At 44.9% G+C, this 24,755-nt stretch carries 36 protein-coding genes; 16 read left to right on the forward strand and 20 right to left on the reverse strand.

Features of this window, described 5'->3' with window-relative positions; all coding sequences use genetic code 11:
* Positions 1-116 precede the first annotated feature (116 nt).
* Entirely contained in the window at positions 117-326 is a 210-nt protein-coding gene (locus K8U60_RS00320) for a cold shock domain-containing protein (protein WP_006831634.1), read from the forward strand.
* A gap of 58 nt (positions 327-384) precedes the next feature.
* On the opposite strand, the gene K8U60_RS00325 is transcribed toward K8U60_RS00320, so the two are convergent.
* The 3 genes from K8U60_RS00325 to K8U60_RS00335 all read right to left on the reverse strand — a co-directional run bounded on the left by K8U60_RS00325 (position 385) and on the right by K8U60_RS00335 (position 4,171).
* Positions 385-2,346, reverse strand: a complete 1,962-nt coding sequence (locus K8U60_RS00325) for a hypothetical protein (RefSeq protein ID WP_223632527.1) — start codon at positions 2,344-2,346, stop codon at positions 385-387.
* 18 nt (positions 2,347-2,364) lie between these two features.
* Positions 2,365-3,591, reverse strand: a complete 1,227-nt coding sequence (locus tag K8U60_RS00330) for an ATP-grasp domain-containing protein (RefSeq protein ID WP_223632531.1) — start codon at positions 3,589-3,591, stop codon at positions 2,365-2,367.
* Between the two features lie 382 nt (positions 3,592-3,973).
* Positions 3,974-4,171 (reverse strand): zinc-finger domain-containing protein, encoded by a 198-nt coding sequence (locus tag K8U60_RS00335; RefSeq protein WP_223632533.1) that lies wholly within the window; start codon positions 4,169-4,171, stop codon positions 3,974-3,976.
* 147 nt (positions 4,172-4,318) lie between these two features.
* On the opposite strand from K8U60_RS00335, the gene K8U60_RS00340 reads away from it, so the two are divergent.
* The 4 genes from K8U60_RS00340 (at position 4,319) to K8U60_RS00355 (ending at position 6,062) form a co-directional block, all read left to right on the forward strand.
* Complete coding sequence (locus K8U60_RS00340; protein WP_223632537.1) at positions 4,319-5,002, forward strand: queuosine precursor transporter; 684 nt, start codon at positions 4,319-4,321, stop codon at positions 5,000-5,002.
* Between the two features lie 8 nt (positions 5,003-5,010).
* Positions 5,011-5,400: a ribonuclease HI family protein gene (locus K8U60_RS00345; protein WP_223632539.1), complete on the forward strand. Its 390-nt coding sequence runs from the start codon at positions 5,011-5,013 to the stop codon at positions 5,398-5,400.
* A gap of 117 nt (positions 5,401-5,517) precedes the next feature.
* Positions 5,518-5,727, forward strand: coding sequence for a hypothetical protein (locus K8U60_RS00350; RefSeq protein WP_223632541.1), 210 nt, complete (start codon positions 5,518-5,520; stop codon positions 5,725-5,727).
* Positions 5,728-5,747: 20 nt separating this feature from the next.
* Entirely contained in the window at positions 5,748-6,062 is a 315-nt protein-coding gene (locus K8U60_RS00355) for a hypothetical protein (protein WP_223632544.1), read from the forward strand.
* 135 nt (positions 6,063-6,197) lie between these two features.
* Here K8U60_RS00355 and K8U60_RS18980 read toward each other — a convergent pair whose 3' ends face one another.
* Positions 6,198-6,320: a hypothetical protein gene (locus K8U60_RS18980; protein ID WP_263298518.1), complete on the reverse strand. Its 123-nt coding sequence runs from the start codon at positions 6,318-6,320 to the stop codon at positions 6,198-6,200.
* A gap of 74 nt (positions 6,321-6,394) precedes the next feature.
* On the opposite strand from K8U60_RS18980, the gene K8U60_RS00360 reads away from it, so the two are divergent.
* The gene (locus K8U60_RS00360; protein ID WP_223632546.1) at positions 6,395-7,405 is read left to right on the forward strand and encodes a PQQ-dependent sugar dehydrogenase; all 1,011 of its coding nucleotides are present in this window, start codon (positions 6,395-6,397) and stop codon (positions 7,403-7,405) included.
* A 61-nt stretch (positions 7,406-7,466) separates the two neighbouring features.
* Here K8U60_RS00360 and K8U60_RS00365 read toward each other — a convergent pair whose 3' ends face one another.
* From K8U60_RS00365 to K8U60_RS00375, 3 genes are read right to left on the reverse strand one after another with little or no spacing between them, the layout of a single operon-like run.
* The gene (locus K8U60_RS00365; protein WP_223632548.1) at positions 7,467-7,964 is read right to left on the reverse strand and encodes a GNAT family N-acetyltransferase; all 498 of its coding nucleotides are present in this window, start codon (positions 7,962-7,964) and stop codon (positions 7,467-7,469) included.
* 14 nt (positions 7,965-7,978) lie between these two features.
* Entirely contained in the window at positions 7,979-8,989 is a 1,011-nt protein-coding gene (locus K8U60_RS00370; RefSeq protein ID WP_223632550.1) for a S66 family peptidase, read from the reverse strand.
* A gap of 21 nt (positions 8,990-9,010) precedes the next feature.
* Positions 9,011-9,217, reverse strand: a complete 207-nt coding sequence (locus K8U60_RS00375) for a hypothetical protein (RefSeq protein ID WP_223632552.1) — start codon at positions 9,215-9,217, stop codon at positions 9,011-9,013.
* A 197-nt stretch (positions 9,218-9,414) separates the two neighbouring features.
* On the opposite strand from K8U60_RS00375, the gene K8U60_RS00380 reads away from it, so the two are divergent.
* On the forward strand, positions 9,415-10,059 hold the full coding sequence (locus K8U60_RS00380) for an SDR family oxidoreductase (RefSeq protein WP_223632554.1): 645 nt from the start codon (positions 9,415-9,417) through the stop codon (positions 10,057-10,059).
* A 63-nt stretch (positions 10,060-10,122) separates the two neighbouring features.
* Here the strand turns inward: K8U60_RS00380 and K8U60_RS00385 are convergent, their stop codons facing one another.
* Positions 10,123-10,353, reverse strand: a complete 231-nt coding sequence (locus tag K8U60_RS00385; protein ID WP_223632556.1) for a hypothetical protein — start codon at positions 10,351-10,353, stop codon at positions 10,123-10,125.
* A gap of 64 nt (positions 10,354-10,417) precedes the next feature.
* Complete coding sequence (locus tag K8U60_RS00390) at positions 10,418-10,933, reverse strand: cupin domain-containing protein (protein WP_223634835.1); 516 nt, start codon at positions 10,931-10,933, stop codon at positions 10,418-10,420.
* Between the two features lie 129 nt (positions 10,934-11,062).
* Between K8U60_RS00390 and K8U60_RS00395 the strand changes: the two genes are divergently transcribed.
* Complete coding sequence (locus K8U60_RS00395; RefSeq protein ID WP_223632558.1) at positions 11,063-11,863, forward strand: TIGR00266 family protein; 801 nt, start codon at positions 11,063-11,065, stop codon at positions 11,861-11,863.
* A 101-nt stretch (positions 11,864-11,964) separates the two neighbouring features.
* Here the strand turns inward: K8U60_RS00395 and K8U60_RS00400 are convergent, their stop codons facing one another.
* A complete protein-coding gene (locus K8U60_RS00400; protein ID WP_223632574.1) occupies positions 11,965-13,866 on the reverse strand; it encodes a heavy metal translocating P-type ATPase in 1,902 nt (633 codons plus the stop codon).
* Between the two features lie 251 nt (positions 13,867-14,117).
* Between K8U60_RS00400 and K8U60_RS00405 the strand changes: the two genes are divergently transcribed.
* The 4 genes from K8U60_RS00405 to K8U60_RS00420 all read left to right on the forward strand — a co-directional run bounded on the left by K8U60_RS00405 (position 14,118) and on the right by K8U60_RS00420 (position 15,511).
* Positions 14,118-14,327, forward strand: coding sequence for a heavy-metal-associated domain-containing protein (locus tag K8U60_RS00405; protein WP_223632576.1), 210 nt, complete (start codon positions 14,118-14,120; stop codon positions 14,325-14,327).
* Between the two features lie 116 nt (positions 14,328-14,443).
* On the forward strand, positions 14,444-14,929 hold the full coding sequence (locus K8U60_RS00410; RefSeq protein ID WP_223632578.1) for a flavodoxin domain-containing protein: 486 nt from the start codon (positions 14,444-14,446) through the stop codon (positions 14,927-14,929).
* A 31-nt stretch (positions 14,930-14,960) separates the two neighbouring features.
* Positions 14,961-15,149, forward strand: coding sequence for a hypothetical protein (locus tag K8U60_RS00415; protein ID WP_223632580.1), 189 nt, complete (start codon positions 14,961-14,963; stop codon positions 15,147-15,149).
* A complete protein-coding gene (locus K8U60_RS00420; RefSeq protein WP_223632584.1) occupies positions 15,146-15,511 on the forward strand; it encodes a hypothetical protein in 366 nt (121 codons plus the stop codon). Before K8U60_RS00415 ends, K8U60_RS00420 begins: the two co-directional genes overlap by 4 nt.
* Positions 15,512-15,603: 92 nt before the next feature.
* On the opposite strand, the gene K8U60_RS00425 is transcribed toward K8U60_RS00420, so the two are convergent.
* Complete coding sequence (locus K8U60_RS00425) at positions 15,604-16,080, reverse strand: immunoglobulin-like domain-containing protein (protein ID WP_223632588.1); 477 nt, start codon at positions 16,078-16,080, stop codon at positions 15,604-15,606.
* Between the two features lie 165 nt (positions 16,081-16,245).
* On the opposite strand from K8U60_RS00425, the gene K8U60_RS00430 reads away from it, so the two are divergent.
* Both K8U60_RS00430 and K8U60_RS00435 read left to right on the forward strand, forming a co-directional pair.
* Positions 16,246-16,824: a TetR/AcrR family transcriptional regulator gene (locus tag K8U60_RS00430; protein WP_223632591.1), complete on the forward strand. Its 579-nt coding sequence runs from the start codon at positions 16,246-16,248 to the stop codon at positions 16,822-16,824.
* A gap of 64 nt (positions 16,825-16,888) precedes the next feature.
* Positions 16,889-18,088 carry an MFS transporter gene (locus K8U60_RS00435; protein ID WP_223632594.1) on the forward strand — a complete coding sequence of 400 codons (1,200 nt, stop codon included), beginning with the start codon at positions 16,889-16,891 and terminating at the stop codon, positions 18,086-18,088.
* A gap of 134 nt (positions 18,089-18,222) precedes the next feature.
* Here K8U60_RS00435 and K8U60_RS00440 read toward each other — a convergent pair whose 3' ends face one another.
* The gene (locus K8U60_RS00440) at positions 18,223-18,981 is read right to left on the reverse strand and encodes an MBL fold metallo-hydrolase (protein ID WP_223632597.1); all 759 of its coding nucleotides are present in this window, start codon (positions 18,979-18,981) and stop codon (positions 18,223-18,225) included.
* A gap of 117 nt (positions 18,982-19,098) precedes the next feature.
* Between K8U60_RS00440 and K8U60_RS00445 the strand changes: the two genes are divergently transcribed.
* A complete protein-coding gene (locus tag K8U60_RS00445; RefSeq protein ID WP_223632600.1) occupies positions 19,099-19,512 on the forward strand; it encodes an Lrp/AsnC family transcriptional regulator in 414 nt (137 codons plus the stop codon).
* Between the two features lie 23 nt (positions 19,513-19,535).
* Here K8U60_RS00445 and K8U60_RS00450 read toward each other — a convergent pair whose 3' ends face one another.
* From K8U60_RS00450 to K8U60_RS00480, 7 genes are all read right to left on the reverse strand, one after another.
* Positions 19,536-20,234 (reverse strand): Na-translocating system protein MpsC family protein, encoded by a 699-nt coding sequence (locus tag K8U60_RS00450; RefSeq protein WP_223632613.1) that lies wholly within the window; start codon positions 20,232-20,234, stop codon positions 19,536-19,538.
* A 415-nt stretch (positions 20,235-20,649) separates the two neighbouring features.
* Positions 20,650-21,036, reverse strand: a complete 387-nt coding sequence (locus tag K8U60_RS00455; protein ID WP_223632615.1) for a VOC family protein — start codon at positions 21,034-21,036, stop codon at positions 20,650-20,652.
* Positions 21,037-21,076: 40 nt separating this feature from the next.
* Entirely contained in the window at positions 21,077-21,352 is a 276-nt protein-coding gene (locus K8U60_RS00460; RefSeq protein WP_223632617.1) for an ArsR/SmtB family transcription factor, read from the reverse strand.
* An 87-nt stretch (positions 21,353-21,439) separates the two neighbouring features.
* Complete coding sequence (locus tag K8U60_RS00465) at positions 21,440-21,898, reverse strand: GNAT family N-acetyltransferase (protein ID WP_223632620.1); 459 nt, start codon at positions 21,896-21,898, stop codon at positions 21,440-21,442.
* Between the two features lie 64 nt (positions 21,899-21,962).
* Positions 21,963-23,207, reverse strand: a complete 1,245-nt coding sequence (locus K8U60_RS00470; protein WP_223632622.1) for an MFS transporter — start codon at positions 23,205-23,207, stop codon at positions 21,963-21,965.
* A gap of 65 nt (positions 23,208-23,272) precedes the next feature.
* The gene (locus tag K8U60_RS00475; RefSeq protein ID WP_223632624.1) at positions 23,273-23,683 is read right to left on the reverse strand and encodes an HIT family protein; all 411 of its coding nucleotides are present in this window, start codon (positions 23,681-23,683) and stop codon (positions 23,273-23,275) included.
* Between the two features lie 151 nt (positions 23,684-23,834).
* Positions 23,835-24,233, reverse strand: coding sequence for an NUDIX hydrolase (locus K8U60_RS00480; protein ID WP_223632626.1), 399 nt, complete (start codon positions 24,231-24,233; stop codon positions 23,835-23,837).
* A 116-nt stretch (positions 24,234-24,349) separates the two neighbouring features.
* On the opposite strand from K8U60_RS00480, the gene K8U60_RS00485 reads away from it, so the two are divergent.
* Positions 24,350-24,586, forward strand: a complete 237-nt coding sequence (locus K8U60_RS00485; RefSeq protein ID WP_223632628.1) for a hypothetical protein — start codon at positions 24,350-24,352, stop codon at positions 24,584-24,586.
* On the opposite strand, the gene K8U60_RS00490 is transcribed toward K8U60_RS00485, so the two are convergent.
* Positions 24,568-24,750 carry a hypothetical protein gene (locus tag K8U60_RS00490; RefSeq protein ID WP_223632630.1) on the reverse strand — a complete coding sequence of 61 codons (183 nt, stop codon included), beginning with the start codon at positions 24,748-24,750 and terminating at the stop codon, positions 24,568-24,570. The genes K8U60_RS00485 and K8U60_RS00490 overlap by 19 nt on opposite strands.
* Between the last annotated feature and the right edge of the window lie 5 nt (positions 24,751-24,755).

Below are 24,755 nucleotides of genomic sequence, written 5' to 3' on the forward strand. Positions count from 1 at the left end.
AGAATGCCTGTATTCCCAACGATTATTGACGTTTCGATAGGCTTCATGTATAGTATAGCCATCCATAACATGGCGTCTATAGGTCCATGGCATACTCAATAATAGGGGGAACTCGCATGCACCAGGGAACAGTGAAATGGTTTAACTCAGAAAAAGGTTACGGATTTATTGAGTATAATGATGGTGATGATGTATTTGTCCATTTTACAGGCATCCAGGGCGATGGGTTTCGGACATTGACCGAAGGCAAGACCGTGTCATTTGATATTATTGATGGCAATCGCGGACCACAGGCTGCAAATGTTATTCAAATCGATTCAGAATAATCCAATAGAAAAAAGCAGGGACGGAAATTCCGTTCCTGCTTTTTATTTTTTTGTCCGTTTAAACCCATGTGTAATTTTTTCCCCAGCTTTCACGTGCCAATGCTTCTATTTTCTCTACGTCTGAATCCTCAACCATAATCAGGTCGCCTTGTTCGTAGGGATTATAATGGAAGGCATACATCCGGGAAGTGAATTGATGGAAAGGCAAGGAAGATTCACCTTCCAGCTCCCCATTCCCTTGCACGCTCGTCAGAATTCCCTGGCCCCAATTCTGTCCGCTGTCATTATTCGGATTATAGAAGTAGACACGGTATTCACCTTGCGGATCTTTTGCTATCCGCTGAATCGATACGGCATGCAACCCTAAAAGATTGCCATGTACATTGGTGATGTAGATTCCCACAGGATTCGGGTAAATCATTTCATAACCTTCGTTGTATTCGGGATGATGGGTAGCATAGAACAACCGGACAAAAGCTGCATAGTCAGCTGCATAGCCGGTTAACGGGTCGATGATATTGGCAAAGCCACGGGAAATCCATTCACCGTAAAACTCAGGATTGACCCATTTATGACCATCTTCTCCCCGCAATATGGTTTTCTTCATCATTTCGTTGTAGATTTTGTCGAGATGAGGAACCAGTACGATGGAGACAGGATCCAGATCCTGATGAATTTCCTCGGCGACACCGCCGATCACCATATTGGAATGGATCGGTTCCCCTTCAAATGTCATATCGATATCATTTTCACGTACAGCACGGGCGATGTATTCAAGCAATTGGCCGATGCCGTGCTGAGCCCAGAGGCTCAGTGCTCTCGCCGACTGGCATGTCGGGTTCAACCCTTGGCCGATGCCAAGAGGCTGGCCGAGCACATTGATGACTCCCCCCACCAGTACACCGTTCGCAGTGATGCCGCCTTTTCTGAATTCCGGTTTCATCAGCAGCTGCTTCACTTCCGGCTGGATGTCGATTTCAAAAAGCCTTCTGAGTGCCGGCAGCAAAGGCTCCTGGGTCAGCACACCACGGTCCAGCATTTTCGACAAGCCATAAACCACTTTGCTCGTCTGCGGATGAACGGAAATTTGGATCATGTCCCGAATCAATTCCGGATTGGCGTTCAAACTCGCCTGGCCTTGTTCAGTCAAGCTTAAAGCATCACTCAATAGATGAGGATATTTCCGGTTGAGATAGCGCAAGAACACTGCATTGACCGGCGACACCAACCCGGTTTCGTTGATGGATTTTGCAAATGCCTGGGCTTCTTGCTGCAGGGTTTCTTCGCTTTCCTTCATCAATTGCAGACGATATGATTTCAAATCCGGGTACTGCTCGCTCAATGCAGTCGGATACGTAATGGCTTTCTTAAAATAAAGCAGCCGATTTTTGGTTTCGTCAGAGATGTTTTCATCAATCATGCGCGTAGCCGTTTCAATCATCAAGACGATCCGGTCCACCATGATGGGACGCTGAACTGTCAAACGCTCGATTTCCTCCACTAATTTCTCAGCGACCGCTTTATACGAAAGCTTGCCGCCGAGAAAGCGGAATAAGCGCTCGCCTCTTTCGAGATGCTCGCCCCCACCTGCTACTCTCGCTTCTTCGGTTTCCGGGGGAAACAGAAGATCCAAATTTAATGCCAGCACTTCATTCAGGAATGTGGCTGCTTCTTCAGCGGAAACTTCTGGATGTTCATACCTGCCTTCGGCTATTGAAAGCATACGCAATTCACTGAGCATCTCGACTACCGAATTGATGCCTTTGACCTTCAGAGCTCCTCCAACAAACGGAGCTTCAAGATTTGAGGCATCTGCCCAGGGACCTGCATGGAATACGCCCGCTTGATCGAATTGCTGAGCAAACTCATATATTTGGGCTAGCCCTTCTTCTGTGGAAGCAAGTTCAGTGGCCAATTGGAAAACCTCTGTCTGATACATACTTTTAGCGAACGGCTTTGCTTCTTCCAATGTTTGAAGCGCCTGTCCGAACTTGTCTTTCGTTGTTAATCCTGTTGACATTGAAATTCCCCCAAGCTATTAATGATAAAAATCGTAGTCTTCATATTGCTTCAGCAACTCTTGCATCCGATTGCTGTCATCTCCGAAAAAGAACAAGGTTCCATAATGATTTCCGAACCCTACGCGCTCTGCTACCTTGGAGGTGACCGGTATGAACAGGTCGTGTTTTTCGAAATATGAATCATTTTTCAGCTCTTCCGGAACGTCCAGCTTCTCAATAAGACGGACACGCGGATAAACCATTAAGCTTCCTGCATAGCCCTTCGCTGAAACGACTTCTTCAGGAAAGAAATTGTCCAATTCTTCCGAAGGTGTGTCAGGATCGCTGCACAGAATTTGCGCCTGAAATGCATTAAAGCCATATGCCCGTTCAATCAAGTCAAAGATATGACCACCTGGCACACGTGCTGCCACTTCACCGAAATTTAACGTTCCATCATGGGAGATAAAGTATTCAGGATGGATGACGCCATATTGGATTTCAAATGAATCAACCAGTTTCTGTACCTGTTCGAGGATCTGCGGTCGCCATTCTTCAAGTGCGGGCGAGGCAGGAACGAAATTGGAATGTCCCAATCTCACATATTCCGTAATATTGAGGAACTTGACCTGGCCATCGTGTATGAACGCTTCACAGGAAAATTCCTGTCCGTCCAAATGGCTCTCCATGAGGTATGGAAATTCCTGATCACCGATTTTATCGATATCGCCAGCGTCCCGAATCATCATATGCCCCACTGTTCCCGCTTTGTTCAATGGTTTTATGTGGATCGGGTCGTTTAGGTCTCCGTCTATTTTAATCAAAGCATCGTTTACACGCTTCAGGAAACGATGAATGTCGTCTTTGGTGTAGGCTTCTTCAAAAACGCCCACTTTAATCCCTGACATTTGAGCTTTCCGCTTCATCAACCCTTTATCCCGCAGCAATAAGGAGCGGTTGAAGATCCGCGGATCGTCGAATAGCCTTGCATTCAAGGCTCCCGCCCATTCCACCGTTTCTTCATAGATGGGAACTGTCACTTTCGTGTCCATTTCTTTTAACCGTTCATAAAGTTCATCTGACCCTTCATTGAGCCGATCAAAATCCCAGCCGATAAAGTTGATGCCGTTCTCGTCCGCAAAAGCCTGGAAATCCGGTGGACCGACCACAACATAAGGCCTATCCAGCTTATCAATCGCTTCGATTGCGGGTAAACTCCACCCTAATAATGCCGTAAGCTTTTGTTGCTCGTTTGTTTCCGCCATAATAACACTCCTTAATCCTTAGTTTAGAAATCCGTGCATACTTTTACTATTACCCAGCCAAAGTATTCTAAACATACAGATTATTCAATGTTTTTTGATTTCGGCAGCCAAAAAGAAGAAGAAAGAAAGAATTTCCAGACTGTAGACAAAGTCTGACCAAAATGTATAGCGGTGCATAATCCCCAACCGGTCCGTCCGCTTCCCTGTCCCACAGGAGTCTTCGTGGCCAGCCCACTTGGAAGCGTGTCGCTTCAATCAAAGAAAAATACCTGGTAGTCAGTTGCCGGAGAATGTTGCCTATACATGGCTGCCGAAAAACAAATCTTCAGGAAAGCCAAATAGAGAGCCCGGGACGGTTATTCTGTCCCGGGCTCTCTATTTATCATTTATCGCTGGTTCCAACTTTATTGAGTTCGTTTCCTAAAAATTGCAGTTGGGTTCCGACTGTGCAATTGCTGATGCAAAATCTGTGGGCAGCGGTTTTCCCTTCATCTTTGCGAAGTTGGGTTCTCACAAAACAGCCTTCACAGTATGTCGACAGCATTTCATCGATTTCATTGATAATAGAAACTTTTTTCACTTAGTCACCTCATAGCAAATCGTCATTTCCTCATTCTACTACGCATTTGTTTTTTATTGCAACAATAGTTATACTGACTGAGGACATTTTTACGGTACCAAGCGGTTCGCAAATTCCCGCTTTACCAAAACTAAGGAGGAAGTTTTTTTGTTTAATGAATTTTGGGGACTCGGCTTTGCCTTGTTCAATTTTGTACTGTTATTGATCATGTATAAATTTTTCGGGAAGACCGGTTTGTTTGCGTGGGTAGCTATTTCCACGGTACTGGCCAATATCCAAGTCACGAAGACCATTGAAATTATCGGACTCACTGCTACATTAGGAAATAGCCTGTACGCATCGACATTTCTGGCGACTGATATTTTGAACGAAAAGTATGGCAAAAAAGAAGCGAAAAAAGCAGTTTGGCTCGGCTTTTCCTCCCTGCTCATCATGGTGCTGGTCATGCAGTTCGGGATCAAGTTCATCCCCGCAGACAGCGATTTCGCACAAGGCTCTTTGGAAACGATCTTCGGTCTTGTTCCGCAGATCGCCATCGGCAGCATGGTGGCTTATCTTGCCAGTCAGCACTTGGATGTCATCATCTTCGGGGCGCTTCGTAAAATCTTCCCGAAAGACAGCCAATTTTGGATTCGCAACAACGGCTCAACCTTGTTGAGTCAATTGCTTGATACCTTGATTTTTACATTCATCGCTTTTTGGGGAGTGTTTCCATTTGATGTATGGCTGCAAATATTCATTTCGACATACGTGTTGAAATTTATTGTATCCATCATGGATACCCCATTCGGCTATTTGGCGAAAATCATGAAACCCATTGATGAAAAGTAGGTGATTCGATGCTGGAAGTATTTGTGGATGCGGCCTCTGCTGGAACTCCTCAAGTCAGTGCAGTCGGTGTTTTCATCCGCGGTGAGGGCCATTTGATCCACTGGAGCGAATATGTGGGGGAAATGGACAATCATACTGCAGAATTCACCGCGCTGGTAAAAGGGCTGGAGCTTGCGAAAGGGCTATCATCAGGAATGGTGTCCATCAAGTCTGATTCCCAGGTTACGGTCGATGCCTTTGAAAAAAGATCGATCAAGAATCCAAAGTTCAAGCCTCTTTTGGCCAAAGCACTGGAAATCGGCGATCAATTCGATTTTTGTTTTATCAAGTGGATTCCAGACTCACAGAACCGGGCAGCGGATGCGCTGGCAAGAACCGAGCTTCGTGCACATAAGTAATCTGTCCCATCTGTGGCAGCCGTCCTTTATTTTTATGGACAGCTGTTTGGTTTCTATGCATACGCTGCAGCTAAAGTCTGATAAGATTGAGTTATCATCATTTATTGGAGGAAGCTTATGAGAACTAAACTTGGTACTGCTCTTGATATTTTCATTCTGGTCATCGGACCCTGGATCGTCTATACGCGAATCGTGGAAATGATGCAAAATGGAGTTTCTGTTTATCCGATGGTTTCAGTGGTTATCGTAACCGTTGCGGTAATATTCTCCATCTATAATCTATATTTACTAGTGGTGCGCAAACAACAGGACAATACGAAAAAATAATTTGAAAAGAGGCTGTAATCGTGAAATCAGTTTTGTTCTATTTTATCCCGCTGCTGGTTTTTGCGGTGATTAATAATGTGGTCTCTGCTTTATCGTGGCCGCATTACCTGGTTTTGCTGCTGGCATTCCTGGTTTTTCAGCTGGCACGCATACGCTATCCGAAAGACGCATTGCCGACGATTGCAAAAATCACACAAGCGGCTTTCTACATATTGACGGTTGCCACCATTTTCCGTGACCAGTTTTTAAGCCCATTGATCATTAACGTGCTTCTTGGTATCACATTGGGATTAGTGATCGTTGAGATTATCCAGACGAAAAAAAAGCCAGCCTGAGATGGCGAAAGACCATAGCCGGACTCGAATGATTCGAGTCTGATTATGGTCTTTTTTTGTACAGCCATGATGAACAAATTTGCTTCTTGGATTGCACAACTTTTTTTCTAAAGGGGTAAAATAGGTTAGTTTTCTTCATCTCGTAAAGTACCAAACGACTACCAGGACGATGGCAACGATAACCCAAGTAAGGATGCGGATCAGATTCTGCTTTTTGCGGATTTCTTCCTGTTCTTTTACGTCTTTCATAAACGGCATGAAATCACCTCCTTCAGTATATTATTTCCTATCAGCGTATTAATCCATTAAGATGGAAAAAAGGAGGTTATTTCGTGAGAAAAATTTTACTCCCCTCTCTCTCCCTCTTCCTGTTGGCAGGCTGCAACAATGCCGCACCGAATCCGGAAGAAGCGACCGCTCCTTTCGAAGAGATTGCCACAGACCTTGAGGCTCCCTGGGCCATCAATAAAACCGGTGAAGAATTCTATATTTCGGAACGGCCGGGCAGTGTTGCCCATGTAGCTGATGATGGGACTATGACGCGCCAGGAAGTCAACTTTTCCGATACGCTTTCCAGTGCCGCAGAGGCAGGATTCTTGGGCTTCGTTTTAAAGCAGGATTTTGAAGAAAGCCAGGAAGCCTACGGGTATTATGTGTATGAGCGTGATAGTGAAGACTACAATAAAATTATCACACTGCTTTTGGAAAATGGCCAGTGGCAGGAAAATGAAGTGCTGCTGGAAGGAATTCCGACAGGCAATGTCCACCACGGCGGCCGACTGGAATTGGACCCGGACGGAACCCTTTTTGCGGCCATCGGGGATGCTTCGACTCCGGAGCTTGCGCAGGACTTAGGGTCTGTCAACGGCAAAATCCTAAAGCTGAATTCTTCCAATGAATTTGAGATCTATTCCCATGGCCACCGAAATCCGCAAGGTCTTGCCTGGGACGAAGAGACGATGTATGCTTCAGAACACGGCCGATCAGCCAACGATGAAATCAACATCATTGAAGAAGGAAACAACTATGGATGGCCAACCATTGAAGGCGAAGAAACTGAAGAAGGACTCGAATCTCCTTTCTATACAACCGGCTCCGCTGAAACCTGGGCCCCGAGTGGAATTGCGATCCACAATGACGCACTTTATGTAGCTGCCCTCCGCGGGACAGCCATTCAAGTATTGGACCTAGATAACGCTGAAGTGACAGACTCGATTGAAGGCTTCGGCCGTGTCCGGGATGTACATTCTGATGGGGACTCACTCTATTTCATCAGCAATAACACGGATGGCCGGGGTACGCCCGCTGAAGGAGACGATAAACTCTACAAACTGAATGAATAGCAAAAGGTGTATTGGCTGAGTCCAATACACCTTTTCTTTTATAGTTTATAACAGTATGCCGCTAAATGAACTTCACCATCAGATTTTCATCGATGTATTTTTCAGGTGTTTTCATCGATTTGATTTCCGTTCCGTATTTTTCAAAGCCCAGCCCTTCATATAAAGCAATTGCTGGCAGGTTTTCACTGGCGACCATCAGATCCAGCCGCTCCAATCCTTCCCAGTTCTCAGCAAAACGAAAGAGCTCCTGCATCAATCGCCAGGCGATCCCGTTGCCTCTTTGGCCAGGTGTTACATAAACAGCAACCACCGATGCCCGGTGATTCAGCTTTGGCGTCCTATTTCGCACAAGCGTTACATTGCCGCATAAAGCGCCGTCTGCAAAAGCACCAAAAGTGGCGGCATTCTCCAAAGCCAAGTTCTCTGCCGTCTTTTCAACCGGCCTTCTGATGGCATCTTCCAGTCTCGTAGTGAAGGAATCGGGACTGTCCCGCAAAGCTTCGATGCGCAAGTCATAATATGCCTGTGTATCCGTAACATCCAATTTCCTGATTTCCATGGGCTGACATCCTTTTATCTGAATTCCTGTGTGACGGTTCCCTTGCCGTTGGAGACATGGATTTCCGCATAGGCACCATTGACAAAGATAATTTGCGGCGGTACATGTCCCAGGTCGATATCAAAAACAATCGGCAGATTAAGATCATCCGACAGATCCTGATACATCTTTTCGACCGTGTATCCCTCGACCGGTTCATTCGCTGCACTTCGCCCAAAGGCAATGCCGGCACAATCTTCAAACCATCCAGCATATTTCATCCCTGTCAGCGAGCGTTTCAAATCCGTAACGGACATTTCACAATTCTCCAGATACCAGACGACTTTCTCACCAGGGATGTGCTTGTCTCTGAAAGCCTGGAATTCCCCGTACGGTGTCCCGATCAGGTGGCGGATCACATCGATGCAGCCACCCAGCAGCCGGCCTGAGATTGTTTCGTCGGCGCCTGAAACGGTTTTCCAGCTGGTAGGCTCCGTCAAATGAAAGACTACCGGTGATGGCTCTGAATGATTCCATTGTTTCTGGAAATGCGACGAAGACTTTTGTATTACGGTTTCTCCGGCTCCAGTCTTCAGAACTGACAGCCACTGTCCCGTTGTTTCATCACTCTTTTCGCCACGCAGATCCACAATATTGGTTCCATGGGCGGTGGCTAGTCCGGTATTCAAGGTAATCGCCAGCAATAACAAGCTGAGATCCGAATATCCCAGTAACCATTTAGGCTGAATTTTTGAAAAATCCAGGTATTCCAGTATTTCAATCAGCAACTCGCCGCCCCATGGAGGGAAAATGAAATCGATCTCTGGATCATTCACCATGTCCATGAACTCTTCCGCACGCTTTTTCGCGGATGCCGATTTGGCGAGTTCCTGCGTCCAGGCGGTTTCTCCCGTTTCAATCCGGAAGCCGTTCTGCTGCTGGCGGGCAATCGCCTGTTTCAGTAGAGCGTGCTGTTCTTTTCCCACACCCGAAGACGGTGCTGTAATCCCAATTGTTTTTAAGGTTTTTGCAGGATAACGAATCATCCAATAGTCCCCCTTTATGAGTTAAACGAAATAAAACAAAGAAAAAATCATCGCCATTAAAATAGCCGCACCTGAACAGAACCATAATGCATGACCCATCAATTCGAGAAAACGGCTTGGTTCTTTATCCAGTCTTTTCCCTTTAAATTGGGAGAAGTCAGGCGGTGTTTCTCTTTTTTGACTAGTTTTCTTTGTTTCCATCATCTTTGAATCTGTCGTCGTGTTCATAATGTTCCTCCTAAAATCAGTTGCAATAAAATCAGTTTGTTGTCTTTCATTATACTAAACTTAACTTGAGAATAAAGTCCCCTTTTCTACTTATTGGCATTTTTCAGAATTAAACATAGGCATGTTTTGCCTGCAGGGACTCATACAGGGTATATTAGGAGAGAAGAGAAACGAAAATTGAAGAGGGGCTGAGTCGGATGAAAGTGTTGGTAGTCGGAGCAAATGGACAAATCGGAAGGCATTTTGTAAAAATGCTGGCAGATAGCGAAGAGCATATACCGAAAGCGATGATCCGCAAAGAAGAACAAATCAGTTTCTTCAACAGTTTGGGAGTGGAGTCGGTATTGACCAGTCTCGAGGGCAGTGTGGAAGAAATAGCTGCTGCCATGCAAGGATGCGACGCGGTCGTATTCGCAGCGGGCAGCGGCGGCGGTACAGGTGCAGACAAAACCCTGCTGATTGATTTGGATGGCGCCGCAAAAACGATTGAAGCAGCGGAGCAAACCGGTACTGAACGCTTTCTCATGATCAGTGCCATCAATGCCGACAAACGGAATATGTGGAAAGAGGATATGGCCCATTATTATGTCGCAAAACACCACGCCGACAATATTCTACGCGCCAGCGGATTAGTCTATACCATCATCCGCCCGGGCCTTTTGACGAACGATTCCGGAACCGGCAAGATCCTAGCGACAGAAAATTTGGATTCCGGCCAAATCCCACGGGAAGATGTAGCCCGAGTCCTGCTCCATTCACTGGCAAATGAACATGTCTATAACAAAACGTTTGAAATCATCTCCGGTGAAGATGACATCGTAGACGCGCTTAACAGTTTGTAAAGGGCTCAAAAATTCTAAAAAAGGCTTTTGATCTTTTGATCAAAGCCTTTTTTTATCTATAAATTAGGATACTGTTTTCAGGCTTTTAATCCCGAGTACCAGCTGGAACACAAACGCAACCGAACAGAGAATGATTGCGGCATAGCCAAGGCCGCCGATTGGCGTCATTTGGAAGGTTTGGATGACCAACAAAGCCATCATCAACGCAATGCCGAAATTCACAATATACGGCCGGTCATAATATTTCTTGGACGCGATTCCTACAAAAATCGCCACAGCGATAATCAATATCAACAAAAAACTCCCCATAGTTCTCTCTCACCCTTTAACTTTGTCTTCCCTAATACTAACATTTCCCCTATCGATCCGATAGAGTACCGGGAATTTTTTCATAGGACAGCTTTTTGATGATCTTTCCCTGATCGGGATACAACTCCAGCAGCTCGGCCTGCCGCAATAATTCAAAATCCGCAAAGTCGAAGCCAGGTGAAACCATGCAGCCCACCAATGAAAAGCTGTCTTCTGCCTCAACTGTCGAACCGAAAATACTGCCTCTCTCCACCAGCACCTGCGGCCGTTCTCCTGCTGCTATGTCCAGCCCCAATTTTTCGGCCCGGTATTTCCCATCAACATCCAGGATATGCACTGTTACCGCATCACCGGCATGAAAATACCAGAGCTCATCGGATTTAAGCCGGTGAAAATGTGAAATGTCCTGTGACCTCAATAGGAAATAGATGCTGGTATACAAATTCCTTTCAGCTGAGTGTGTCGCCAGGTTGATTTTTTCGGGCGAAACGAACGACTGCTTATAATACCCGCCTTCCGGATGCGCCGCCATATCCAAATGAGTAATCCAATCCTCTGCATTCATCATCTCCAGCTCCGTTCCTTATTATTTTTTTCGTGCCTTAAATTAATGAAACTTTTCAACTCTTTAGACGTATCCATTATATAACATATCAACCTAAGTTGAACGATAGAAACCAAGGAGGAATAAAAGATGAATAATCATGAAATCGATTTTAAGCTGCACGGCGATGATATGCAATTTGTGGAAGTGGAGTTGGATCCTTCCGAAACCGTTATCGCAGAAGCTGGTGCATTGATGATGATGGAAGACGGCATCGCCATGGAAACGATTTTCGGCGACGGTTCCAAAAGTTCTGGAGGCAGCGGTTTGATGGGCAAATTGATGGGTGCCGGAAAACGGATCATTACCGGAGAAAGCCTGTTCATGACGGCTTTCACCAATAACGGAACCGGCAAACGCCATGTTTCTTTTGCAGCCCCTTATCCAGGAAAAATCATTCCGATGGACTTGAGCATGCTCAACGGCAAAATCATCTGTCAAAAGGATTCCTTCCTGGCGGCGGCAAAAGGCGTTTCGATCGGCGTTGAATTCCAGCGAAAACTAGGCGCTGGATTTTTCGGCGGAGAAGGTTTCATCATGCAGAAGCTGGAAGGCGACGGGCTGGCATTTGTCCATGCCGGAGGCACCATCTACCGCAAGAATCTCCAAAAAGGCGAAGTTCTGCGCGTTGATACCGGTTGCCTGGTCGCGATGACAGGCGATGTCGATTATAATATCGAAACCGTACCCGGCATTAAAACCGCCCTGTTCGGCGGCGAAGGTTTGTTCTTTGCGACTCTGCGCGGACCTGGAAGTGTTTGGATCCAGTCGATGCCATTCAGCCGTTTGGCCAGCCGTGTATTTGCGGCCGCTCCTCAAAATCCCGCAGGCCGTTCACAAGGCGAAGGCAGTGCTGCAGGAGGATTATTCGATCTATTAGGTGGAAGATAAACAAAAAAAGCAAAAAGCCGACTGTCGAAAATGGAAACGGTCGGCTTTTTCATGTCCAAAATCTAAACCATCACCTGCTGGTCTTCAGCTCGAACTGTATTTTAAATTGCAGCATTAGCCGGTTCCATTGGCTGTTCAGCTTGAAGTTTTTTGCTGTTGAAGCCCATCAATCTCATGGCATTCAAGATGACGATCAAGACACTCGCTTCATGGATGAACATCCCGGAAGCCAGGTGGATGGATCCCACCAGCACACCAGCCAGGAGAACCGCCACAATGCCCACTGCGAAGAAAGTGTTTTGCTTCATATTGCGGATTGTTGCTTTCGACAGTGAATAGGCATGCGAGAACTGCATCAGTTTGTCAGCCATCAACACGACATCCGCTGTCTCCATTGAAATATCGGTGCCGCCTTCGCCCATCGCTAGTCCGATGTCTGCAGTGGCGATAGCCGGAGCATCATTGACGCCATCCCCCGCCATTGCTACTATATGGCCTTGCTCTTTCAATTGTTTTATAAAAGTCACTTTGTCTTCCGGCAGCAGCTCGGCATGGAACTCGTCCAAGCCTAAAGCAGTTGCGACCAGCTCGGCTGTGTGCTGGTTATCCCCTGTCAGCATGACGATTTTTTTGATGCCGTTCGCTCTCATTTGAGCGAGTGCAGGAGCTGCATCTTCACGTATTTGGTCGGCGATCGAGAAGATGCCGGCCACTTTCCTGTTTACAGCTGCAAATATAGCCGTATTCCCTGCTTTTTCGCGTTTTACCGCGTACGCTTCTACATTTTCCGGGATGGAGATATTTCTCGCTTTCATCAGTTTCCGGTTTCCGATCACCAAACCTTCGCCTTCTACCTTAGCGGCCAAGCCATTGCCTTTAATGACTTCAACTTGTTCCGGCTCTTGATCGAGGGCTATATCCTGATTTTTCGCTTCTTTGACAATGGTTTGGCCCAGATGGTGTTCAGAAGCCATTTCTGCTTGGGCAACCAATCGAAGCAAATTCTGTTCTTCATGTGAATGGAAGACTTTGATATCTGTCACTTCCGGCTTTCCTTTGGTCAAGGTACCGGTTTTATCAAAGACCAGCGTATCGACCTTCGAGAAGCGGTCCATGACTTCCCCGCCTTTGACCAGGACTCCATTTCTCGCCCCATTGCCGATGCCCGCTACGCTGGAGACAGGCGCCCCGATGATCAATGCACCCGGACAGGCAATGACCAGGAATGTAATGGCCAGATGGAGATCTCTTGTCAGGGCGTACACCACGATCGATAAGACCACGACGGCAGGTGTATAGATATTCGCAAACTTGTTCAGGAATTTCTCGGTTTTCGATTTCGATTCCTGCGCTTCTTCCACCAGTTCGATGATTTTTGCGAAAGTTGTATCATCTCCAACTTTTTCGGCGATGATTTCGATATATCCCGTATCAATAATGGTGCTGCCATACACTTTATCTCCGGCTTTCTTGGAGGCAGGGACAGATTCTCCTGTAATAGCCGCTTCATTAAGTGAAGCGTGTCCAGTGAGGATTTTTCCGTCAACCGGGATTTTTCCACCAGTCCGTATCATTACCCGATCGCCTCTGATAACTTCTTCCACCGGTACAGTCAAGGTGATGCCTTCACGGATGACGATTGCTTCCTGTGGCGCCAGATCCACGAGGCTTTTCAGTGATGAACGGGTTTTCTCAAGCGTCCGTACCTCCAGATAGTCCCCGAACAGGAACAAGAAGGTAACAACTGCCGATTCCACATATTCTCCGATAAACAAGGCGCCGATGACTGCGATTGTGACCAGCATTTCAATACTGAACGCTTTCATCCTCAATGCCTGATATGCTTTGATGGCAATCGGGATCCCCGCAATGACCGTGGCGAGGATCAGCGTGAGCTGCCGCAAGTCATACTGGCCTGTAAAGTTTGAAACCAATGCGAACACCAGTAGAAAACCAGCTCCAAACGTTATATTTATTTTGTTTTTGTGAATAAATGCAAACATTTTCCTTCATCTCCTCTTTCATTGATGTGGGAAGTTTTAGCCAAATTCTTTTTGGATATTGTTTTTCCTTATACTTCTATACTAAATCCAATTGAGTTTTTACAAATTGACTCCCATCAAGTAAATGGAAATCTTCACAGATAGTTAGGCAATAGAATATGGAATAGTTGTTTTCAGGGCTTGATACAGGTCAAGGACAAGCCTGACTGGAGATTCTATACTAAAGCCAGAAAGAGAAAGGAGCGGTTCAAATGACTGTCATTAAATTTCAATTGGAACCTTTGACTTGCCCATCATGCATCAAAAAGATTGAAGGAAAAGTCGGAAAGATAGATGGTGTGGAGAAAGTGAAAGTGCTGTTCAATTCCAGTAAAGTAAAAGTGGATTATGACGAAGAACAGGTATCACCAGAAGAGTTGAAGTCCGTTATCGAGAAGCTTGGCTATCCAGTAGCGGCCTAATTCCAGCTATTCCAAAACGATGAATTCAACGTCTGACTTGATGTGCGTCAAGTTTTTCTCTAGATATTTCCGATAAACTAGAGATAGAAAGCAAGTCAGAACCAGGAGTGATCGCTATGATACATGTGCTTATCCTTTATGCGAGTTCAACAGGAAATACAGAAGAAATAGCCAGCCTATTGGAGCAGCACCTGGATCCGAAGATCTATGCAGTTAGCTTGGAAAATATCGAAATGGGAGACACGGAACCCCAACACCTGCTTCAATATGATGGCATCCTATTCGGCACCTATACGTATGATGATGGTGACCTTCCATTTGAAACAGATCTTTTCTGCGACACGCTGCGAACCGTCGATTTGACAGGGAAAGTGGTCGGCGTTTTCGGTTCAGGGGATACTGCCTACGATGGATTTTGCGCGGCAGTTGATTTGATGAAAGTTGAGTTTAAAAACCAAAATGCCCAGGTCATCCAGCATTCCGTCAAAGTGGATTTGTCGCCTGACGAGGAAGAAGACCTGCAATCCATCGGAAAATTAGCAGCGGAATTCCAGCAAACCATCATAAACTCCAGCTCTACTCATGAAGCTGGGCAATTTTAATCTAACTACATTAAACGAGGAGGAAACACCCATGAAAAAACAACAAGCATTGGCTTGTGATTGCATCGAAGAAATAGACCGTATGATTGACGAAGGACTAAGCGGCGGGACCGTCAATCCGAAGTATACGGAGACCCATCTAAAATTGAAGGAAAAATACCAGACCCCGTCTTCAGTTCAGCCAATTGATATACCGGGACAAGGAGGAGAACTAAAATGAATGCGGTTCAGTTTATTTCACCATTTTCTACCGATTTTTCATTTAATGCGTTACTGCATGAGCATAGTGCATTTTTAATTATCGGCATATTGATCCTTTTCTTCTCGGTGCTGTTGCGGGCAGGAAGAGTCGTTGTCATCGAGGCTGTTCTGCTCTCCCTGTTCTTTGTTATTGCTGAAACCTTTTCCAATCCACTTTACTTGGCACTGGTTGTCCTTCAGCTATTGTTCGGAATTTGGATGATCTGGAAGGTTAAAATTGCAGTAGACACAAGCTTTTATCGGCATTCTGAAAAAACACATTTACGCCCGACTGACATTACAAAAGGCGGCAATGCAGGAACAGGTCCCATTCTTTATTAAAAGACCCTGTTAGCCGTCAATTAAATCATAAAAAACGTCTATCCTAAGCCGTTAGTGGCTCGGGATAGACGTTTTTTGTTTGCTGGCTGTAATTAGTTGACGACAAAAGACGAAGCAATCGATATTTCAAAGATTGGGACTTCCTGTGACAAGAAAGTTTTGACGATCCGGTATTCACCGGGAGCCAACACTATTCCCAATTCTTTCACAGAAAAATCCATGTCCGTTTCGTCTCCCGCCGCCAACACACGGCCAAAATCATTCAATTGCGGATTGTTTATAAATACAGCGTCAGAATGGGTCAGGATATGCCATCCACTTTTTCGCTTCAATTCAATATGGAAGTATTGCCCGAAACCATAATCCTGCATGCTGTCGTTCTTGATCGTTGTAGCGATGATGGAAGGCGACCCTTCGTAACTATGTTCTTCAAGAAGCAACGACAAGCCGGCTTTACTGGATGCAAGTTCCTGATCGGGCGACGGATTTTCTATGGTCGCTACTGTAGAATCGTTGCCGCAAGCTACTAGAAATACAGCAATCATCAAGAATAGAATTATTTTTCCCATAAGTACACCTCTCCCCCCAGCATAGCTCGTATGCAGCTCCACCGCCTTGATGTATATCAAGCCTATATAAGGATTTTCTAGAACCACTCTAGTTTAAGCTTGTCCGATTGACAAAAAAATCGGCATATGAGATTATATCCTAACGACCGTTAGGAAGGTGAACCGATGAAAGCAGATCATATTCTCCAAACCGCTGTCAGCCATTTTGCGAAAGAAGGCTACGAAGGTGCTTCCCTCAGCAAAATCGCCGAGGAAGTCGGAATAAAAAAACCATCAATTTATGCGCATTACAAAGGGAAAGACGATCTCTTCCTTTCCGCTCTGCATTACTCTCTCCACACACAAAAAACTCATTTGGCAAGTTATTTCAATGGTATGAGGGACCTTCCGCTAGAGTCGATGCTGTACGGTTATTTTGCTTGGTTCTCACAAGAAAGCCAAGACAATGAACGGATGAAATTCATCCTGAGAGTCGCTTATTTTCCACCGCTCAAACTTGAAAAAGAAGTCGGAGAACTGTTCAACCCCTTTTTTGATAACATGCATCGGCATTTAACACGTCTTCTGCGTGAACGCCAGCGCCAGGAAAAAATACTGTATACAGCGGATTTTTCTAATGCGGCTTTGGCATACCTGACGATCACAGAAGGAACCATGACCGAACTTGTATACAGTGGCGTGGAAAAATATGAAAAACGCCTGCAGGCTGTCTGGCCCATCTTTTGGCGCGGCTTGAGCATCTAATAATCCGTATCCACTACAGTTTCCCTTTATCAACGAGGCGCGAATACATTAAGGAGATCACCACATGAAAACAAATAAATTAGTTCTTTCCACTTTATTGCTTAACCTGTTTATCGCATTTTTAGGTATCGGCCTCGTCATTCCAGTCACACCGACTATTATGAATGAATTAAACATTTCAGGGACAGTAGTCGGCTATATGGTTTCTGCGTTCGCTTTTGCCCAGCTCATCGTTTCGCCTATCGCCGGAAGATGGGTCGATAACATTGGCCGCAAGCCGATGATCATCACCGGCTTGCTGATCTTCAGTATTTCGGAATTCCTGTTCGGCATCGGGGAAACAGTGGAAGTCCTGTTTCTTTCCCGGATTCTCGGTGGCGTCAGTGCCGCTTTCATCATGCCGGCAGTAACAGCATTTATTGCAGACATTACAACCAGCAGCACACGGCCAAAAGCTTTAGGCTATATGTCTGCGGCCATTTCCACTGGTTTCATCATCGGACCGGGAATCGGCGGTTTTCTGGCCGACATCAGCACACGGCTTCCGTTCTTCTTTGCAGCCGGTTTCGGTCTATTCGCAACTATTTTGTCGCTGATCACCTTAAAAGAACCGGAACGCGTTTACGAAGTTGAGGAAAAACATCAGCCGATTCCAAAATCAGGATTTAAGAAAATTTTTTCACCAATGTATTTTATTGCATTTATGGTCATACTCATTTCGTCATTCGGACTGGCCGCATTCGAATCCCTGTTTGCGTTGTTTGTAGACCATAAATTCGGCTTTACCGCCATGGATATTGCGATCGTCATCTCTCTCGGCGCGATAGTCGGAGTGATTTTCCAAGTCGGCTTATTCAATCGACTGACGCAATGGCTCGGCGAAATCCGTCTGATCCGCTACAGCCTGCTGGTTTCCACCATTCTGGTATTCATCATGACACTCGTCAACAGCTATTGGTCGATCCTCTTGGTGACAATGGTCGTATTCGTCGGCTTTGACCTGATGCGGCCTGCCGTCACTACTTACCTGTCACGCATAGCGGGGAATGAGCAGGGGTTCGCCGGAGGAATGAACTCCATGTTTACGAGCATCGGCAATATTTTCGGTCCGATTATCGGAGGGATCCTATTCGACATCGATTTGAACTATCCGTTCTATTTTGCCACCATCGTGCTGGGCGTCGGAATCGCTTTAACGTATGCATGGAAAAGCCACCCAATTTCTCCAGGAAGAGAACCCAGTAAACCGGTTGAAGTTTCCTGAACCAGGAGATAGCAAAGTGATAATAGCTACAACAAAGAAAGCAGGCCAACTTGGGAAATTCAAGGTGGCCTGCTTTCTTATAATTTTTTAGTATTTCCAATTAGTAGATGAGCTCCAGCAAATTAGAGTCTGCTCTAAAAAGAATAGGATTCCCCGTCATCGGGAACCAATAGATTGGAAGACATGCCTTTTTCTTCCGCAAAATTTTTCAGTTCTTCCCGGGACAGAGTCCAATGATTGACTGCCTCCATATGGACAGCGACAATTTCAGCTTCTGGAGCAGCTTTATGGACTGAGTAGACATCTTCTTTCCCCATGACCAGAGACCCCCCTTCCAAAAATTGATTGTCTCCAGCGTTGACGACAATCACTTCCGGATTATGAGCATCGATTTCTTCCTGAACGGCTTGATACCATACTGTGTCTCCTGCTATATACAAGGTTTTTTCATCCGGATGTTTGAGGACCACGCCACATACGTTTCCTGCAAGCTTCAGGACTTCTCCTCTTCCATGCTCCCCTTTTGTCTTGATCAATTGAATGCCTTCAAAGACGGTATCTCCTTGCAAGACTTCCACATTCGTGAAGCCGGCTTTTTGTACTTCTTTCGCGTCTTCTTCATTTTGAGTGAATAACTTAATCTCTTTCGGCAATGCCTCTTTTGCAGCGTCATCCCAATGATCCAAGTGCAAATGGGTGACAATTACGGCATCTGCATCGATAATATCTTCAATGGACACCGGAAGTCCGACCAAGGGATTTTTCTGGTCTTGTCTGGCTGAATTCGGAAATGGCGGATAAACCTCTTTTTCGGCTAAAAATGGATCAACTAAAAATGTTTTGCCAGCGTACTCTACAACCAGCGTGGCATTTCGAATATGGTGTATATTCATCTGTACAGCTCCTTTTGTTGAATGTGAACCCAGTATACATGTTAACCGATTCGGAAATACAGAGGATGGATGAAGTCTTTTTGCCGTTTTACTTTATTTGTGAAAGGATTTGAAAAAATGTTGGATCACACCGATTTACATATTCTTGATGAACTATCGAGAAATAGCCGTATTACAATGAAAGAGTTAGGTCAAAAAATTCACCTGAGTGGACCTGCAACGTCCGCACGTGTAGAAAAATTAGAATCAAGCGGCATCATCGAAGGCTATACTGTCCAGATCAACCAAGTGAAAATGGGTTATCCTGTGCATGCAATGATCAGCATCATTACAGAAAACAGGGATCATCAGCCTTATTTATCTTTCCTGAAAACCCAGGAATCATTTGTGATAAACAACTACAAGATAAGCGGGGATAGCTGCTATCTTCTTGAATGCAAATTCCCATCCAATGAACAGCTGGATGATTTTCTGATTGATTTGAACAAACATGTAAATTATCGATTATCACTTGTTATCAATAAGCAGTAGATTCTTCTGGTTGCATCATCAGCTCACGTTTTTCGCTCCTCCAGCAAAAGCACCAGATAACTGACCTCCCGCTGAAAGTCCCAATCCACAAAAAGGTCCAACACCTGGCCATTCAGGATGGATTCCAAATTGAATAATTGAGTGATCCGCAATTCCAAGGGCCGTTTGGCCAAGCGCAGTTCTTCCGTGATTCCATTCTCGACCAGTTTCTTTTCAATATCTATAAGGATACCGATGCGTTCGATCAGCAGAATCTGGTCGCTCAACCAATAGAAATTCGTCTGATCCGGTATTCTTTGGGTACTCATGCTGTTGAGGAGAATGATTTCCCGCAATGTGTCTTCATCGACTCGCTTTGGCCAAGGAAATTCCTCATGCAGGCTGTCCTTTTCCATAGTCGCAATCAGCATGCCGCTCCTCTTGGAGAGATTCCAGTCAGCATACAGATTAGTTAATTTCCCTTTGCTATACGCCTGCAGCCCGGTCAGTAGATCCGCTTTTACCGAATCGATCAGTAAATCCCTTATTTCCAAAACTTTATTCCATTGGCCTTTCTCCACAAACATTTTTTCGGACGGCAAGATAAAACCGTTCAAGTGGATCAGGAGGAATGGAGGGCGAAGAGTGACTATCACCTGCTCCGGTTTCTCCCCGAAATGCTCTTCCAGGAATTTTTCGATATAGTGAGAAATTAATGGTTGGCTATGCGGTTCACGCGTCATCAGAAGCCCCTCCTTTTCATTCTCTTGAGCGATCGAATTATCCGTCAGCAGAAGAGTGAAATCAATGATTTCCCTGGTTACCAGCCTGCTATAAAAAATACCGCCAAAAAGAATGAAACATTCTTTTTGGCGGTATTTCCAGCTCTATTGTCCGGAATACTTGGCCACTCCATTGAAATTTTCTCTTCTTAGCTATAAATTGCCCTGTTGATTTCTTTATCTAAACTTTATCTTGAATTTTCTGTGAAGTAAAGAAAACTGTTTTTATTGCTTTGCCACTGCACTATTTCAGTTTCCAGATGAATCGATAAAGTTATTATTGACGCCGTACTCGAAAAAATCATTTAACAAACGATAGCAAAAAACCATCCTTCAGCTGAAAGATGGTTTTTTTTGATTGTTTATACGCTTGCAATTACAGCATTTGCGCAATCTGAATCAAATTTCCGCACGTATCATCCAAGACAGCGATTTTGACATTGCCCATCTCTGTCGGCTCTATAGTGAATTTTACACCTTGATCCAGCAATCGTTCATACTCTTTCTGCACATCTTCAACTCCGAACATTGTAGCCGGAATGCCGTCCGCAAATATCTTCTGCTGGTATTCTTTGGCGGCAGGATGGTTATTCGGTTCAAGGACAAGCTCCGTCCCTTGTTGATTGTCCGGAGAAACAAGTGTAATCCACCTGAATTCCCCCATTGGGATATCATTCTTTTCGATGAAGCCAAGTGTTTCCGTATAAAATTTCAAAGCCTTGTCCTGATCTTCGACAAATAAACTGGTTACAAGTATGTTCATCCTGTTTTGCCTCCTTCATCTGAATAGATGCTTCCGTAGCTTACTCGAGCCAATCCTCCAGCAAATTTCTCAATGGCTCTTTGTTGAAAGTCAATACCCGGTATTTCCCCTTTCTTGTTGTTTTCACCAGCTCTGCTTCATCCAATAGGGATAGATGTTTGGCAATTGCCTGCCGTGAAATGTCGAGATCGTGTTTGGTGATCAGACGAATCGTCAGTTCATATAAAGTCATTTCGGTGCGTTCAGATAATTCGTCCAGTATCAGCCTACGTGTCGAGTCGTTGAGTGCTCTGAATACCGCATCTTTATTCTCCATACATTTATTATAAGCAACCTTTTGGTTGCATGTCAACAAAAAAATGACCATACATATATAGACATCCGGTCTCATCACTCATTGTATTCAGCGCTTCTGATACGTCAGTTCCCAATAAATCATGTCCTCTGAATCCCTCGTTTTTTTCATGCCGACCTTTTCCAGCACACGGATGGATCCAATATTGTCCCAGTTGGTTTCTGCAATCACTTTTTTTACCGCCATCTCATTAAATGCCCAAGCCACAAGCCCTTCGACTGCTTCTGTTGCATACCCTTTTCCCCAATAGGTTTCGAGGAATCCGTAGCCTACTTCCACTTCATGTCCGGAGTTCGGCTTCCCTTTAAACCCTGCATCTCCGATTATCACCCCATCTGATTTCTGTAGAACCAACCAGCTGCCCCACCCATACAATGCTGGATCGTCGCCAAGCTCTTTTAGATGTTTGGCGATTTCAGCACCGTTGTCATAGTTTTGAGTTTCTATGATCTTTTGTGAATGGCTGTCACAAGGAATCATGATTAACCGTAAAGTCTCTATTTTCATCTTTTGCTCCCCCTCCAATCCGATTAACATTATTCGTGTTCAGTCTGTCTGGCATTGATACACCTCATGCCAGTGTTTCTTCAAGTGCCTCATTCTCTTCCTCATACCATCTGGAATACTTCGGGTTCAACACAGCGATGGAATACAGGAATGCTGTGATCAGCATAATGACTGCAAGAGATCCAATGGTCAATTTCAATGACACAAAATCAGCAAGGAAACCGATTGCCAATATGAAAAAGATCTGAAATACGCTTTGGAGCAGCCCAAAAATGCTCGTCACTCTGCCCATCACAGCAACTGCAATATTGTTTTGATAAAAAGTCATGATGCCTGCATTCAAAAAGACATTAAAGAAACCAAGTATGACAAAGCCGACTGTAACCGAGGCAAAAGACCAGGAAAACGCGTAGATGACATAGCCGGCAGTCATCATCAGCAAGCCAGTTACAATCATATATCGGATCGTGATTTTATTCGAAAACAGCGATAGCAATAGCGCACCGCTCACTGAACCGAGACCCGTAATGCTGATCAGCAGCGTATATTCTACATCGGTCAGGCCAATCACCTGCTGGGTAAAGACAACTTCCTGAACATCCATCGCAAAAGAAAAGAGCATCACTGCCAGAAAACCCAGGTAGATGGCCGTAACGTATTTCCTGTCAGCCATAAATCCGTAGACCACTGTAAAGTCCTTCGCGATTTGAGCAGGTGTCAAAGCAGGAATATCCGCCTGATCAATTTTCTCCGTTTCAGGCAAAACGATCAAGAGCAGGGCAGCAAGCAAGAAGAATCCGGCGTTAAGCCACATGGTCACTGAGATGTTGCTCAGTAATATAAACGCGCCTCCTATAGCCGGTCCGATGATAAAAGCTCCCGACGATGTGAATGACCGCAGCGAGTTGAATCGTTTTCTTTTTTGCGGTGATACCAGCATGGTAATATAGGTCATTGAAGCTGGGCCAAAAAACGATTTGGCAACACTGAGAACAACAAGAATCGCGTACACCGTTGAAAGATTCGGTGCCAGGGGAATCAACGCGATAAACAACGCCCTTGCAATCAGGGTCACCAATACGATTTTTTTCTTGCTTCGATAATCGATGAAACTGCCGGTCCAAAACTTCGTCACGATATTGGTCAAAGGTCCGATTATCCATAGCCCTGCTACAGCGGCTGCCGAAGCGGTCATCTGGTAAACCATGATGTTAATCGCAACCAGGTAAATGAAATCTCCCACACTGGCGATGCCCAAAGAACCAAGGAGAATCGAAGGTGTTTTCCATTCGTTTAGATTTTGTTTCAAAGTATTTCCCCCTATAGCTACTGCGAAATTCCTCTGATGAGCAAGCGTCTAAGACTTGCTCCCGGTTAGAGCGTCTCCTTATCCCTTCTATTTTCCGGCTGCTTCAGCCAATGGCGCAGGCCTTTGCCTGCCAATGGCTCATCGTTATACCGGGGAATCACATGAAAATGGCTGTGGCCGATCGACTGATTTGAAGCCGCGCCTACATTCCAGCCCAATGTATAGCCATCCGGTGAAAATTCATTGTCCAAGTATTCCCTGGCCAGTTTCAACAAGTCGTATGTATCGTTCCATTCCTCTTTCGTTAAATCAAATGTTAGGGTGCGATGCTGCTTTGGGACGATCACACCACTTCCCTCCAATACATCCTGTTGTTTCGCATGCTGCAGAAAATAGCAGCTCGTATTCTCCAACACAATCTTTTGGTTCGGGTCTTTATGAGGATCACAAAATGGACAACTCGTTTCGTTAGACATGATTTACCAACCTTTCTGATTTTGTTATTTCCATTTGGTCTGTGAATTTAAATTTCGTCAAGTTAACGTTCAGCTTCTGAAAAATCCCTTTCAACAAAAAGCGAGAAGCAGTTCCAAGTCTTCCGGATAATCATGGTGCATTGTTAAATTATCAGCAGCAGAACAGAGCCTGTATTTTTCTAGCTACTTCCTTTGGTTTTACATCAAATGCGTTTAACTTGCTAATATCTACCCACACAGGTAAATATGTGCCTCGGTTTCTGCTATCGTCATTAAATTCTTCACCATTCCCCGAACCAAACTCACCGTCTACTATTGTGGCGAGAAAAAAATACTGGGTTCCATGAAAATCGATCTTCACAAAACATTCCTGAATTTCAACTTCAAGCCCGGTTTCTTCCATTGCTTCTCTTTTTGCTGTAATTTCCGGAGTTTCGCTATCTTCTATTCCACCGCCTGGAAAAACATAATATGTGTTTCCGTTTTTCACTCGTTTAATGAGACCTAATTTGTTATGTTTTATCAATATCACTGCACTGCAATCCCTCATCGTTCACCTGCCTTCTTCATTTCCTGATTCGCCTAATTATTGTATACTCTGTTGATAAGAGTGATGCCTTAGCAAAATAAATTTCTAGAGATAATTGTTTAGAGGAGGGGAAGCCTGTGGAAAATCGATTCGATCTCAGTTGGAAGAATAAAGAAGTGAGAATGTGGATTTACATCATGATCCCCACCGCAATCATCGGATTTTCCATTTTGATTTTTGCAGACTATACATATCAATCTATTGCTTCCTTGGTGATTTTGAGTGCCTGGATTATTTTCTACTTTTGGCGTTTGAAATACAGAAAGAAAAAAAGACTCAAACTAACGAGTCCATCTCAAAGCGGCAGGCTTTGAAAAAGTGAAATGGTGATGATGAATGCCGATAGGGTTCCGGCAGACAACAAGGTCAACATCTTCGGCCATTGGATCTCTTTCGTTGGTTTTACCGCTTCTTTGGATACTGCAATCCAAATCGCTATTGACACTAATGCGATGATTCCGATCACTTCATTGGACATAGTAA

The sequence above is a fragment of the Planococcus circulans genome, from assembly GCF_020023385.1.
Classification (GTDB): Bacteria; Bacillota; Bacilli; order Bacillales_A; family Planococcaceae; genus Planococcus.

Excerpts from the sequence above, each read along its gene's own strand:
- K8U60_RS00320 (WP_006831634.1), top strand. The coding sequence starts at position 117 with ATGCACCAGGGAACAGTGAAATGGTTTAACTCAGAAAAAGGTTACGGA.
- K8U60_RS00325 (WP_223632527.1), bottom strand. The coding sequence starts at position 2,346 with ATGTCAACAGGATTAACAACGAAAGACAAGTTCGGACAGGCGCTTCAA.
- K8U60_RS00330 (WP_223632531.1), bottom strand. The coding sequence starts at position 3,591 with ATGGCGGAAACAAACGAGCAACAAAAGCTTACGGCATTATTAGGGTGG.
- K8U60_RS00345 (WP_223632539.1), top strand. The coding sequence starts at position 5,011 with ATGCTGGAAGTATTTGTGGATGCGGCCTCTGCTGGAACTCCTCAAGTC.
- K8U60_RS00350 (WP_223632541.1), top strand. The coding sequence starts at position 5,518 with ATGAGAACTAAACTTGGTACTGCTCTTGATATTTTCATTCTGGTCATC.
- K8U60_RS18980 (WP_263298518.1), bottom strand. The coding sequence starts at position 6,320 with ATGCCGTTTATGAAAGACGTAAAAGAACAGGAAGAAATCCGCAAAAAG.
- K8U60_RS00365 (WP_223632548.1), bottom strand. The coding sequence starts at position 7,964 with ATGGAAATCAGGAAATTGGATGTTACGGATACACAGGCATATTATGAC.
- K8U60_RS00370 (WP_223632550.1), bottom strand. The coding sequence starts at position 8,989 with ATGATTCGTTATCCTGCAAAAACCTTAAAAACAATTGGGATTACAGCA.
- K8U60_RS00375 (WP_223632552.1), bottom strand. The coding sequence starts at position 9,217 with ATGAACACGACGACAGATTCAAAGATGATGGAAACAAAGAAAACTAGT.
- K8U60_RS00380 (WP_223632554.1), top strand. The coding sequence starts at position 9,415 with ATGAAAGTGTTGGTAGTCGGAGCAAATGGACAAATCGGAAGGCATTTT.
- K8U60_RS00390 (WP_223634835.1), bottom strand. The coding sequence starts at position 10,933 with ATGAATGCAGAGGATTGGATTACTCATTTGGATATGGCGGCGCATCCG.
- K8U60_RS00395 (WP_223632558.1), top strand. The coding sequence starts at position 11,063 with ATGAATAATCATGAAATCGATTTTAAGCTGCACGGCGATGATATGCAA.
- K8U60_RS00400 (WP_223632574.1), bottom strand. The coding sequence starts at position 13,866 with ATGTTTGCATTTATTCACAAAAACAAAATAAATATAACGTTTGGAGCT.
- K8U60_RS00405 (WP_223632576.1), top strand. The coding sequence starts at position 14,118 with ATGACTGTCATTAAATTTCAATTGGAACCTTTGACTTGCCCATCATGC.
- K8U60_RS00410 (WP_223632578.1), top strand. The coding sequence starts at position 14,444 with ATGATACATGTGCTTATCCTTTATGCGAGTTCAACAGGAAATACAGAA.
- K8U60_RS00415 (WP_223632580.1), top strand. The coding sequence starts at position 14,961 with ATGAAAAAACAACAAGCATTGGCTTGTGATTGCATCGAAGAAATAGAC.
- K8U60_RS00420 (WP_223632584.1), top strand. The coding sequence starts at position 15,146 with ATGAATGCGGTTCAGTTTATTTCACCATTTTCTACCGATTTTTCATTT.
- K8U60_RS00425 (WP_223632588.1), bottom strand. The coding sequence starts at position 16,080 with ATGGGAAAAATAATTCTATTCTTGATGATTGCTGTATTTCTAGTAGCT.
- K8U60_RS00430 (WP_223632591.1), top strand. The coding sequence starts at position 16,246 with ATGAAAGCAGATCATATTCTCCAAACCGCTGTCAGCCATTTTGCGAAA.
- K8U60_RS00435 (WP_223632594.1), top strand. The coding sequence starts at position 16,889 with ATGAAAACAAATAAATTAGTTCTTTCCACTTTATTGCTTAACCTGTTT.
- K8U60_RS00440 (WP_223632597.1), bottom strand. The coding sequence starts at position 18,981 with ATGAATATACACCATATTCGAAATGCCACGCTGGTTGTAGAGTACGCT.
- K8U60_RS00445 (WP_223632600.1), top strand. The coding sequence starts at position 19,099 with ATGTTGGATCACACCGATTTACATATTCTTGATGAACTATCGAGAAAT.
- K8U60_RS00450 (WP_223632613.1), bottom strand. The coding sequence starts at position 20,234 with ATGACGCGTGAACCGCATAGCCAACCATTAATTTCTCACTATATCGAA.
- K8U60_RS00455 (WP_223632615.1), bottom strand. The coding sequence starts at position 21,036 with ATGAACATACTTGTAACCAGTTTATTTGTCGAAGATCAGGACAAGGCT.
- K8U60_RS00460 (WP_223632617.1), bottom strand. The coding sequence starts at position 21,352 with ATGGAGAATAAAGATGCGGTATTCAGAGCACTCAACGACTCGACACGT.
- K8U60_RS00465 (WP_223632620.1), bottom strand. The coding sequence starts at position 21,898 with ATGAAAATAGAGACTTTACGGTTAATCATGATTCCTTGTGACAGCCAT.
- K8U60_RS00475 (WP_223632624.1), bottom strand. The coding sequence starts at position 23,683 with ATGTCTAACGAAACGAGTTGTCCATTTTGTGATCCTCATAAAGACCCG.
- K8U60_RS00480 (WP_223632626.1), bottom strand. The coding sequence starts at position 24,233 with ATGAGGGATTGCAGTGCAGTGATATTGATAAAACATAACAAATTAGGT.
- K8U60_RS00490 (WP_223632630.1), bottom strand. The coding sequence starts at position 24,750 with ATGTCCAATGAAGTGATCGGAATCATCGCATTAGTGTCAATAGCGATT.